Raw genomic sequence first — 11,034 nt, 5'->3', positions numbered from 1 at the left:
ACCTCGCTGGCCAGCTTCGCGACGCGGTCATTCGCCGTCGTGTCCGGCCCCCGCTTCGGCGAGGTCATGAAGCTTCTCGGCATTCAACACAACGATGGCACCATGCTCGAGGCGGACCCAGTCGCGGCTTGCCCAGGCGCGCAATTGCTTGTTGATGCTCTCCCGGGTCATGCCGACCATCTCGCTGATCTCCTGCTGGGTGATCGCGATGGTGCGGCCCTGCGGCTCCGATTTGTGCTTTTCGGACAGGCGAAGCAGCGCGCTGGCCAGCCGTCCCGGCAGATTCTGCAGGATGATCTGCTCGACCTGATCGCTGGTCGATCGCAAACGGTCGCAGAGCAATTCGATGAACTTCATCGCCAGCGCCGGTTGCCCCTTCACAAACGGGATGAATTCGCGCCGGTCGATGACGAAGAGTTCGCAATTACTGTTTGCAATGGCGTCGGCAGAGCGGGCTCTTCCGTCGAGCAGTGCGATTTCGCCGAAAATTTCGCCAGGCCCAACGATATTGAGAATGGCATTGCGTCCATCCGGTGAAGAAATGCTCATCTTCACCGTGCCCGAAATGACAGCATAGAGGCTGTTGCCGGGGTCTCCCTTGGAGAACAGGGTGGTTCCCCGCTTCAGCGCGGTGTGTTTGGCGTAACGGCACAGCTGTTCGAAAGCCTCAGGCTCGAGGTCGGCAAAAGCCCGGTACTTGCGCAAAACCGACAGTTTGCTGCTCGAGAATCCGTGAGCTTCACCCGTCCTTTGTTGAGGCACGCCAGTCAAACTCCAGGGGAAACACGGGATTACAGTCCTTCCGTAATCAACGCAGGCAGGGTTTTCAACCGGAAAGCGCACCGCCGCGTCGATTTGGCGGCCACCAGACGGCCCCCGCCTTGGCGGCCGAACCACGGCTGGACCGCCGGCCGTTCCGGCGGGCGGGATATTTGTAGCAAAAAGCCAGCAAAACCAAATGGTCTTGCTGGCTAACTCCAGTTCTACGCGATGAGGCTATTTCAGCGAAGAGTTTGGGCAAAGCATGTGAAGCCCGATATGCATGTGGCCATTATGGGCAAAAATCCGAACCTTCAGGTCATGCGTACCATCGACGTTCTCGCCAACCTTCAGCACGAGCGGCATCGGATTGGGCGATCTGAGATTGGTCGCAATGACTTCGGTAATCTTGTCGCGGACCGCCTTTGGAATTGCTCCAGAGTGCTTTTCCCACTTGTCATGCCCCTCGGTCGATCCGGATTCGCCGGCCCAGTTTTCCTTCTTCGGCACCAGGAATTTCGTGAATTTACCGAACGCGTAAGGACCGTTCTTCTTCTCGTACTCTTTGAATTTCTTCGCGGTTTTGTTGATATTCTGCGGGCTATACAATTCATTGATGTGTTCTTCAAATTTTCCGCTGTAGACTAATCCACCCATTTCTTGCTCCTTGAATAGCGGCGTTAATCGCCGTGGCCACAACGTGGCCACAATATGTCAAATATCAGAGAAATTGGAGAGTTCGGCCTTAGCACGTTCTAGATGCACAGTCATTTTTGATTGGTCGAAGAGCGTGATCGCCTGGACCAGCTCTTCCCTCGCTTCGTCTGTCCGCCCCGAGGCCGCCAGGAGCCGGCTCAGCAGCCCTCTTGCCGCTCCCAAGAAGGGTAGCGCTCCGAGTTTGGCGGTGAATTCGATTGTCCGTTGCAGGCAGCCCATGGCCTCCTCAAGCATGTGCTCGCCCTGGGACGCCAGAATATTCGCCTCCGCACTCACCGCCAGCGCTTCGATACCCGCATATCCCTTCTGTCTCGCGCTGGCCTGGCAGGCGCGCAAGAGAGACAATGCGTGCTGGACTTCCCCCAGCTGGCCATAGGCAGCACCGAGATACGCCGAGACGGCGACTTTGCTGGTTTCGTGACCAAGCTTGTCGGCTTCATCCTTCGCCTGCAACAGGATCTCTGTCGCGCGCACGGCATATCCCTGCTGCGAGTAAAGGCTTCCCAGCGCGCTCATGATGAGAGGCTGAAATAGACGCGCCTCGCTTTCGCGCGAAACACGAAGCGCCTGATCGAGGGCGCTTTCTGCCTCTTCAAAATCGCCGCGCATCAGTTGCACGACCCCGCGCCCGTAGTCGGCTGCGATCATGTCATAAGGGCGGTCGTTCGTTTCCGCCAGGATACTCGCCTCTTCGGAGCAATGCTCGGCCTCGTCGAATTCGCCGAGCCACGCATGAACGATGGCGCTCATCATGCGGCAGAGCACCAGAAGGCTGGATCCCGTTGTCCCCGGCGGGACGTTATTCGGCGCACTCGCAAGCAATGCAGTTGCCTTTGCGAGATGCCGCTGTGCATCCCGAAATCGTCCGGCCAAAAAATACGATTGGCCCAGGCCATATTCGACGAAGCAAAGCCAGGGGGTGTTGGTCATCTGGTTGGCGAGCGCGACAGCTTCTTCCGCCACCGCAATTGCTTCATAGGGGGTCCCGTAAAAATTGAGCGCCGCCGCCCTGATCGCGATAGAGGCGAGCCGGCGTTTTTCATCGCCGATCTTCCTGGACCGCGCCTCGCCGTCCTGACCAAGGCTGAACCATTCCTCGATGCTTCCAAAGGACACGAACGAGAGCCGCGCCTCGATGCGCAGATCGATCGCCCGTTGTTCACGGGCCGTCGATTCCGGCTGCTTGTCCACCGCATCCATGGCGGCCTTGAAATATTCCGTAGCGTCGCGGAACGCCGATCTGACAAACGCCTTCCTGGCGGCCAAATGGCCATATCGGTCAACCTTGCTCCAGTCCTGCGCCTTGATCGCGTGATGGCAAAGCGCTTCCGCAACATCTTCCTCGCGTCCGGCCGAAGCTGCTTCCAGAGCCGTTAAAATCCGGCGATGCAGCACTTCCCGCTGCGAGCGGAGGATAGATTCGTAGGCGACCTCGCGAATAAGGTCGTGGGCAAACACGTACTCGACCGACGGGACCGACCGCACCTCCTCGAGAAAGTCCAGAACCTCCAGCGACCAAAGCCGGCTTTGCAATTGCGCCGCCGGCATATCGGTGACGGCGGTGAGCAGATGTGGTGATACGCGTGGTCCGAGGACCGAAGCGAGTTGCAGAATCGCCTTGTCGTCTTTCGGCAAACGATCAATGCGTGACGCGATCACGCCCTGCACGGTGGGAGGAATTTCGAGAGCGTCCCAGGACGCGTTGGCGCCGCCAGCACTGCGTCGACTGATGAACTGCCGAGCAACCTCCTCGATGAAGAGCGGGATCTGTCCGGTGTGGCGGAGGATACGGGCCTTGAGCGCATCGAGATCGGGAGCAGTTCCCAGCAAATTGTCGAGCAACACGTTCGCCGCGGCGGCGTCGAGCGAGCGAAGCCAGATCCGCAGCACATCGAGGTTCTCAAGCCATTCCGGCGTATATTCGGTCCGCCACGTCAGCAGCACCAGCAACGGGCGGGTTGCCGCAAGCGACATCAGAGCTTCAACGACGGTCTCGCTTTGGCCGTCGATCCAATGCAAATCCTCCAACAACAGCACCGTGGGCCGCGACGAGATCACCCGATCCAGCATATTGCGAACGGCATCGATAATTACGCGCCGTCGCAGCAGCGGCTCAAGATCGCGCCAGCGCGGATCCGCGACGGGCTGATCGAGAACAGAATTGAGTGCCGCCGGCCAAAGCTCAGCGTCAGCCGACGCAAGGACCTCGCTTGAGCCTGCCTGATCGGCGACGACGAGATTCTCTGGCTGCAGCGCGCTTTGAAGAAGCTTCTTCAGCAGGGCATAGGGAACCGCTTGTTCGAGCGGATTGCCCTCGGCTTCGATCACCTGCCAATCACGTTGCCGCAACGCATCCACGAATTCGTGGACCACACGGGACTTCCCTATTCCGGCCGTTCCAACGACGGCAGCGATCTTCCCGGAAGGGCCAACCAGCTGTGCCGCGCGCTCCAATTGCGAAATCTGCTCGTTCCGGCCAACGAAGGATGAAAGACCACTCGTCGACCGGGCTCGCCAGCGGCTGAGACCACTGATCTCGACGACCTCGTAACAAGGTACCGGTGCGGGAAATCCCTCCAGCCGTTTCGGCGGCAGGGCCTTGAAGGCCACTATTCCGGTCGCCAGACTCTGGCAGGACTCCGAAGCAAGGATCTGTCCGGCATTCGCCGCGCTCTCGAACCGCTTCACCAGATGGACCGCCGGTCCGCCCGCTTCATAGATTGACGAGAAATCCGCTTCGATCACATGCGCGACGACATAGCCGGAATGGACGCCGACCCGGACGTGAAGCTCCGGATCGTTCAGCAGCTTGATACGCCTGACGAGCTCGAGGGCTGCATGACAGGCCAGGACGGCGTGATTGTCGTCCGCGTGCGGTGCGCCGAACAAGGCAATCAGCCCGTCACCACCCTCTTTGCTGACGATGCCGCGGCTGCGCCGAACCGCTGTGCGCATGGCGATCAGGGCCGGCTCGAGACGAGAAATCGCTTCTTCAGGGTCGAGCTCCGAAATCAAATCGGTCGAACGCTGCAGGTCGGAGCAAAGTACCGTGAGGAATTTCCGCTCGCCGGCAATTCGGCCACGCGCTTCGGAAACAGACGGGCTCACTGGATGGTTGGGCGCGGCCGCGCCGCATGCAGAGCAAAACAGATCGCCAGCTCTCAGCGTCGACGAACAGACCTGGCAAGACACCCTCAGCTTCCTCCATCCACCTTGTTCAGACTAGCGAAAGATCGTGGGCGAACAAGCCTTTACGTCGGCAGTCGGGATCGGTGGGCGTTTGGACGGGCAAGCCATGGTGCACTGGATCTCGGAGGGATCTGAAGACAATTGATTCAAACATAACCGGGATTCTCCTAGCAGATAACATGCCATGCAACTAGGGGATGCCGGACAACCCGCCATGCCGCGCATGGCTTCGTGAACCTTTCCTCCATGCGCGGCACTAACGGCTCAGATTGACCGTTACCCCCACCCGCGCACGGGACCGAATTGGCTTGAGCCGGCGCCCCCTTGATCTGTCTTTTAAGGAGAATATCCATGATGAAATTCGCGTTGCTGGGCGTGGCCGCCCTCCTTTCCGCTGCGGTCGCAGCGCCGGCCGCCGCGCAGGAAGTCGTCTACAATCCCGGCTATTGCGCGCAGTTCTATCCGAACGCGAACTGCCAGAACAAGGGAGCCAACAGCCCCTATACCGGCGACTACCAGCGGCGTAACCAGATTCACGGAGCTTATGCGTGGGGGGTTAGTCCCTGTGCGATGGGCGCTGACTTCTATGTCGGCCGCGGCGGGCGCCGTTACGCCTGCTACTGATTACGAGACTCGCTGCTGGCGCCTGTCGCACCATGCGCCCAGCGGCTATTCCTTGGCGATTCCCGTTTCCTTGATCACGCGCTCATACTTCGCGAGCTGATCACGCGTCATGGCGCGCAGCTCCTCGGCTGAACTGCCGCGCACCGCGAATCCCAGCTCTTCGAGTTTCCGGCGCACATCCTGATCACCGACGGCCTTCAGCACCTCGGCGTTCAGCCGGGCAATAATGTCCTTCGGGGTGCCAGCAGGGGCAAGAATCGCGAACCATGAATTGAAGAAGAAGCCGGGCAAACCAGATTCCGAGACGGTCGGCACGTCGGGGAATTGCGCCAATCTCTTTTCGGTGGTTACCCCGATCAGCTTGAGCTGGCCGCCGCGCACCAGCGTTGCGACGGTGCCCAGTCCCTGGAAACCGACGGGAATCTGGCCTGCGGCAATGTCGGTTGCAGCCTGGGTGGCCCCTTTATAGGGCACATGCGTCAACGAGATGCCGGCAGCCGACGCGAACATCGCCATCGCCAGATGCTGCGGGCTTCCCGGTCCGCCGGAGCCATAATCGATCTTGCCGGGCACCGCCTTCGCAGCCGAGATCAGATCCGCTGCGCTCTTAAAGCTGGACTGATTGTTGGCAATCAGCCCCCACTCCACCGTCGCGACCAGCGACACCGGTTCAAAGTCCTTCAGAATATCCCAGCGCATCTTGGATTGAAGGTTCGGCACCATGGTCATGATGCTGTCGTTGAACCCGCCGATCGTATAGCCATCCGGCTCAGCCCGGGCAACGGCCTCTGCGCCAATTGACCCTGATGCTCCAGGCTGATTCAGGATCACGATTTGCTGACCCATATTGTCAGCCATCTTCTGAGCCACGATCCGAGCAGCGACATCGACCGCGCTCGCGGCGGCCAGCGGCACGATCATCTTGATGGGGCGGTCCGGATAGTTCGCTTGCGCGATCGCCTGGTGGCTTGAAAGCAGCGCGAGCGCTGGAATCAGAAAATGGATCAAGCGCATTTGTGTCCCCCAAACCTTGTTCGCGGCGAATTTGCATAATCGAGGCCGCTATTTTCTTGGGGAAAGTGTGCGCGCCAACGCCTCGTTTTGCAATCGGCCGGAAGCGAAATGGCCCGGCCGGTCAATCAATTTCGCCAGGCCTGCGGCACGGCGCGGTGGCTAAAGCAACTTTCCATCCGGCCCAAAAAACGGATGCGGACCGTCGAAACTCCCGATCGGAACCTGGTGGGTGACGATGGTGCCGCCGCCCTCACCGGGAAACCAGCTGTGGAGGTGGAAAGCCGGCGGCTCGACCTTGAAGGAGGGCTCGCGCAGGGCGGCTAGGTCAAGATCGACCGCATGATTCGGAGCCGGACAGATTGTGGTCGGCACGCCCGCAAACATGGTCAGCGCCGCGCGGTGCACATGCCCGACTGCGATCAATTGCACGCGTGGATGACGGCACACGATCGGCGCTAGGTCGCTTGCGTTGAGGAGATTCTGGCGGTCCATGTGCCAGATGCCCGCCTTGAACGGCGGGTGATGCAGAAACAGCAGGGCCGGCCGGTCGGGCGACGAAGCCAGCGTCGCGTCAAGCCATTGCAGCGAGACCTCTTCGAGTTCACCGTGCGGCTTCCGATCCACGCTCGAGTCGAGCAACAGCAGATCGAGCCCCGCCACTTCGATCTTCTGGTTGAGTGGACCGGATACGAAGGCGTACGCAGCGGAAGGAAACGCGGCGCGCATTAACTCGCGCGAATCGTGATTGCCGGGGATAGCGGCGAACGGAAGTTTCAACGGCGCCAGCAGCCGCTTGAGATACTGATATTCCTCTGCCGTCGGCGTGTCCGCCAGATCCCCGGAAATCACCACAAAATCTGGCACGGGCGCGAACTCGTTCAGGGCGGCCACACAACGTTCGAGCGCCTTGGCCGTATCCACTCTGCCATAGGCGAGTGATCCCGGCGGCTTGATATGCAGGTCGGAAATCTGGGCGATATGAATCGGCTTTGGCAACATCGGCCTTCTCAGTTCTCGGGCGGCAGCAGACGGACAGCATCCGGCGAGATCGATAAACCGATCCGTTCGCCCGGCCTCGCTTGAACCGTATTCGGTGCGTCGACCGTGAGCAACCTGCTGGACGCGCCACTGACGACCAGCCTTTGCCTGTCACCGATGAAGCTGACACTGTCGATGGTGCCCGAAAGCGACGCACTTCTGGCCGCCGCCACGTGGATGGTTTCCGGGCGGATCATCGCAACGGCCGCCGGCATGTCACCATCGCAGTGAATGGGCTGCCGCCCACCCGGTAACACGAGATGACCGTCCTCAACGGCCGCTTCGACGATATTCGCGGCACCGATGAATTCGGCGACAAAGCGACTTCGCGGCGTGAAGTAGATCTCGCGCGGCGTGCCGATCTGGGCAATTGCACCCTTCTGCATGACGACAATGCGATCACCGAGCTCCATCGCCTCGGACTGATCATGCGTCACGTAAATCGTGGTGATGCCGAGCGCGCGCAGCAGACGATTCAGCTCGCCGCGCAGCCGGTCGCGCAACGCGGCATCGAGTGCTGTCAGCGGCTCGTCGAGCAGCAGGATGCCCGGCCGGATCGCGACCGCGCGCGCCAGCGCCACGCGCTGACGCTGGCCACCGGAAAGCTGGTCGATGCGTCGGTTCTCGAGGCCGGAGATGTTGGTCAACGTCACCAGTTCGGCAACGCGTGCCGCCCGCTCCTTGTCGGGCATCCCGCGAATCTTCAGGCCATAGCCGATATTGTCCGCGACGGTCATGTTGGGGAAAAGCGCGTAGGATTGAAACACCATGCCGACGTTGCGCCGCTCGATCGGCACCGCCGTCATGTCCTTGCCGTCGAACAGCACCCTGCCGCCGGCATCGGGCGCTTCGAGCCCCGCGATGATACGCAGCATGGTGGTCTTGCCGCAGCCGGATGGGCCGAGCAGCACCAGGGTCTCGCCACTGGCAATGTCGAGCGTCGCAGGTTCGAGCGCGTGCGTTCCGTCGGCAAAGGTCTTGCCGCAGGCCTCGATACGCACCGAGGCGCCGTGTCCGGCCTCCGCACTCATTTCTTCAATTCCTTCTCGGCGAACAGTTGCATGGCAACCAGCAGCGGAATGATCATCACGAAGAAGATCAGCGTGTAGGCGGAAGCGACCTCCAGCCGCATCGAGGCGTAGCTGTCGGCGAGCCCGATCGGCAACGTCTTGGTCAACGGCGTATGCAGCATCCAGGTCAGGTTGAATTCACCGAGCGACAGCGTCACCACCATCAGGCTGCCCGCCAATATTCCGGGCAGCGCATTGGGCACGATCACATCGCGGAAACGCCGCCACGGCGATGCGCCGAGCGATGCCGCACCCTCGTCCAGCGTTTTGATGTCGACGGTCGCGAATACCGCCATGACCGATCGCACCATGAACGGCATCGTGAAGATGACGTGTCCCACAAGAATGAACAGCCAGGAGCGGCGAAAGTCGCCGAAGCCGCCGTAGGTCAGGAGAAGTGCCAGCGCAATAGCGAGGCCCGGAATCGCCAACGGCAAGGTGATGATTTCCTCGACGATCCGTGACAGCCGGCCGCCCCGCACATGCAAGGCATAGGCGGCCGGAACGCCTGCGGCGAGCGTCACGGCAAGGGTCGCAAAGGCGACCAGAAATGACAGCAGGATGGTGCCGGCATAGAGCTCCCAAACCTGCACGACCCATTGCAGGGTGACGCCGGACTGGATGCCGCGAAAGTAGTTCACCGTGACGCCGGCCGAGATCGACAAGATCGCCGGCACCACCAGGAAGGAGGCGACCAGTAGCGTGAAGATAAGTTGGCCGGTGAAGATCAGGCGATCGCGCATGGTCTCATCCGGCAGCCGCGACGGCGCTTCCGCTGAAGGAGCGGGCAAGCGCAAGAATGAACCAGGTGATGATGCCAAGACCGACGGACAGCGCCGCTGAAATCGACAAATTCGCAGCCAGCGTGAACTCGGTATAGATCAGCATCGGCAGCACGTCGATATTGGTCGCCAGCGTAAACGCCGTGCCGAACGCCCCCATCGCGGTCGCAAACGCAATCGCACCGGAGGCGACGAAGGCCGGCGCCAGCGCCGGCAGAACGACGTCGCGCTGCACCGCCCATGGGCCCGCGCCCAGCGAACGCGCGGCTTCTTCCAGGCCGACGTCGAGCTTCTGTACCGCCGCCATGACCGTGAGGATGACACGGGGGATGGAGAAATAGAGATAACCGAGAAACAGGCCGTAGATCGAATAGGCAAAGACCAGCTTCTCACCAAACAGGCGGTTGGAGAAATCGCCGATTAGGCCCTGGCGGCCGGCGAGGAGAATAATCATGAAGCCGACCACAACGCCGGGAAACGCGAGCGGAAAGGTCAGCATCGCAATCAGAACGGCTCGGCCGGGGAAACGGTGCCGCTGCAGGAACATCCCGGCGATCGTCGCCACGATCAGGGTTACGATGGTGGTCGCGGCGGCGAGCAGAACCGTGTTGATGAGGGTCACACGGTAACGCGGCTCGACCAGGATCGCGAGATATCCCGCAAGCCCCTGCGGTCCCCCTGCCCCGGTTACGACCAGCCGCGCCATCGGCAACAGGAAAAATGCCGCTGTCACTACCGCAAGCGGCAGCAGGCATAACCAGACAAAGGACCTGTGTGACATCGGAGGTTAGCGCCCCGGCGAGAGGCGCCATATTGCCTTAGCGGACCTCGGCGAGATAGCGGTCGACGAAGCCTTTTTGCATGTTTTCCATCTGCCCCCAGTCGACATTCTTCGCGCGCGCGTAATCGCTGTCAGGCAGGAACTTCTTCTTTACGGCTTCGGGCAGCTCGATCGGCCGCGCCGGGCGGAGATAGGCATTGGTCCAGATCGCCTGGCCCTTGTCGGACAAGAGATAGTCCAGCACCTTCTTGGCCTTCTCCTTGTCAGGCGCGTTCTTGACGAGGCCGACGACGTAGGGAAACACCACCGATCCCTCGCAGGGGATCACGAACTCAAAGTTTCCCTTCTCCGAGTATTTCGCGCGATAGGCGTTGAAATCATAGTCGAACAGGATCGGCATCTCGCCGGAGACGACGCGGGCATAGGAAGTCTGCTTGGGAACGATCGGATCGTTCTTGCGCAGATCCTTGAAGAAGTTGATGGCAGGATCGAAGTTTGCTTCGGAACCGCCGAGCGCCAGATTGATCGCGACCGCTCCGACATAGCCGACCGCCGCCGACGACGGATCGAGATAACCGACCATGCCCTTGTAGTCGGGCTTCAGAAGATCCTTCCAGCAGGCCGGCACCGGCTTGCCGCCCAGCGCGTCCTTGTTCACGAACAGGCCCAGCGTGCCGGAATGAATCGTGGTCCAATAACCGTCAGCATCCTTCAGGCCGGCGGGGACCTGATCCCATTTGGCCGGCTTGTAGGGCTCAAGTGCGTCCTGCGCCTTGGCCTTCATGCCGAAGGTGACACCGAAATAGCCGATGTCGCCGACGGGATTGTTTTTCTCCGCGAGAATCTGCGCAAGCGCCTGGCCGGAATTCTTGTTGTCGTGTGGAATATCGTAGTTGAGATCGGCCTTGATCGCCTTGAGCATAGAAGCCCAGTCCGCCCATTCCGGCGGGCAATTGTAGCAAATGACGTCGGCCGCTTTGGCCGATTGCCAGGGCGCGATCAGCGTTAGCGCCAGCAAGGCAAGAGCAAAACGGGCGGTCTTCATGGGTCACTCCGGCTT

The 11,034-nt window shown here is 60.7% G+C and carries 10 protein-coding genes; 1 reads left to right on the top strand and 9 read right to left on the bottom strand.

The window, feature by feature from the left end:
* Positions 1–27: 27 nt before the first annotated feature.
* The 3 genes from CQ14_RS02655 to CQ14_RS02645 all read right to left on the bottom strand — a co-directional run bounded on the left by CQ14_RS02655 (position 28) and on the right by CQ14_RS02645 (position 4,668).
* A complete protein-coding gene (locus tag CQ14_RS02655; RefSeq protein WP_057856431.1) occupies positions 28–762 on the bottom strand; it encodes a Crp/Fnr family transcriptional regulator in 735 nt (244 codons plus the stop codon).
* 234 nt (positions 763–996) lie between these two features.
* Entirely contained in the window at positions 997–1,416 is a 420-nt protein-coding gene (locus CQ14_RS02650) for a hypothetical protein (protein WP_057856374.1), read from the bottom strand.
* A gap of 57 nt (positions 1,417–1,473) precedes the next feature.
* Positions 1,474–4,668, bottom strand: a complete 3,195-nt coding sequence (locus CQ14_RS02645) for an ATP-binding protein (RefSeq protein WP_082649668.1) — start codon at positions 4,666–4,668, stop codon at positions 1,474–1,476.
* A gap of 348 nt (positions 4,669–5,016) precedes the next feature.
* Between CQ14_RS02645 and CQ14_RS02640 the strand changes: the two genes are divergently transcribed.
* The gene (locus CQ14_RS02640) at positions 5,017–5,289 is read left to right on the top strand and encodes a hypothetical protein (RefSeq protein ID WP_057856372.1); all 273 of its coding nucleotides are present in this window, start codon (positions 5,017–5,019) and stop codon (positions 5,287–5,289) included.
* Between the two features lie 45 nt (positions 5,290–5,334).
* Here the strand turns inward: CQ14_RS02640 and CQ14_RS02635 are convergent, their stop codons facing one another.
* The 6 genes from CQ14_RS02635 to CQ14_RS02610 all read right to left on the bottom strand — a co-directional run bounded on the left by CQ14_RS02635 (position 5,335) and on the right by CQ14_RS02610 (position 11,019).
* Positions 5,335–6,303 (bottom strand): Bug family tripartite tricarboxylate transporter substrate binding protein, encoded by a 969-nt coding sequence (locus CQ14_RS02635; protein WP_063800282.1) that lies wholly within the window; start codon positions 6,301–6,303, stop codon positions 5,335–5,337.
* A gap of 159 nt (positions 6,304–6,462) precedes the next feature.
* Entirely contained in the window at positions 6,463–7,302 is an 840-nt protein-coding gene (locus CQ14_RS02630; RefSeq protein WP_057856371.1) for a phosphodiesterase, read from the bottom strand.
* A gap of 8 nt (positions 7,303–7,310) precedes the next feature.
* Positions 7,311–8,372 carry an ABC transporter ATP-binding protein gene (locus CQ14_RS02625; RefSeq protein ID WP_057856370.1) on the bottom strand — a complete coding sequence of 354 codons (1,062 nt, stop codon included), beginning with the start codon at positions 8,370–8,372 and terminating at the stop codon, positions 7,311–7,313.
* Entirely contained in the window at positions 8,369–9,154 is a 786-nt protein-coding gene (locus CQ14_RS02620) for an ABC transporter permease (protein ID WP_057856369.1), read from the bottom strand. The genes CQ14_RS02625 and CQ14_RS02620 overlap by 4 nt, the downstream gene beginning before the upstream one ends.
* A 4-nt stretch (positions 9,155–9,158) precedes the next feature.
* Positions 9,159–9,974, bottom strand: coding sequence for an ABC transporter permease (locus CQ14_RS02615; protein WP_057856368.1), 816 nt, complete (start codon positions 9,972–9,974; stop codon positions 9,159–9,161).
* A gap of 37 nt (positions 9,975–10,011) precedes the next feature.
* Positions 10,012–11,019 (bottom strand): ABC transporter substrate-binding protein, encoded by a 1,008-nt coding sequence (locus CQ14_RS02610; RefSeq protein ID WP_057856367.1) that lies wholly within the window; start codon positions 11,017–11,019, stop codon positions 10,012–10,014.
* Positions 11,020–11,034 lie beyond the last annotated feature (15 nt).

It is taken from the genome of Bradyrhizobium lablabi (genome assembly GCF_001440475.1).
Taxonomy (GTDB): domain Bacteria; phylum Pseudomonadota; class Alphaproteobacteria; order Rhizobiales; family Xanthobacteraceae; genus Bradyrhizobium; species Bradyrhizobium lablabi.
This window is presented reverse-complemented; position numbering and strand designations above follow the sequence as displayed.

Excerpts from the sequence above, each read along its gene's own strand:
- CQ14_RS02650 (WP_057856374.1), bottom strand. The coding sequence starts at position 1,416 with ATGGGTGGATTAGTCTACAGCGGAAAATTTGAAGAACACATCAATGAA.
- CQ14_RS02640 (WP_057856372.1), top strand. The coding sequence starts at position 5,017 with ATGATGAAATTCGCGTTGCTGGGCGTGGCCGCCCTCCTTTCCGCTGCG.
- CQ14_RS02635 (WP_063800282.1), bottom strand. The coding sequence starts at position 6,303 with ATGCGCTTGATCCATTTTCTGATTCCAGCGCTCGCGCTGCTTTCAAGC.
- CQ14_RS02630 (WP_057856371.1), bottom strand. The coding sequence starts at position 7,302 with ATGTTGCCAAAGCCGATTCATATCGCCCAGATTTCCGACCTGCATATC.
- CQ14_RS02625 (WP_057856370.1), bottom strand. The coding sequence starts at position 8,372 with ATGAGTGCGGAGGCCGGACACGGCGCCTCGGTGCGTATCGAGGCCTGC.
- CQ14_RS02620 (WP_057856369.1), bottom strand. The coding sequence starts at position 9,154 with ATGCGCGATCGCCTGATCTTCACCGGCCAACTTATCTTCACGCTACTG.
- CQ14_RS02615 (WP_057856368.1), bottom strand. The coding sequence starts at position 9,974 with ATGTCACACAGGTCCTTTGTCTGGTTATGCCTGCTGCCGCTTGCGGTA.
- CQ14_RS02610 (WP_057856367.1), bottom strand. The coding sequence starts at position 11,019 with ATGAAGACCGCCCGTTTTGCTCTTGCCTTGCTGGCGCTAACGCTGATC.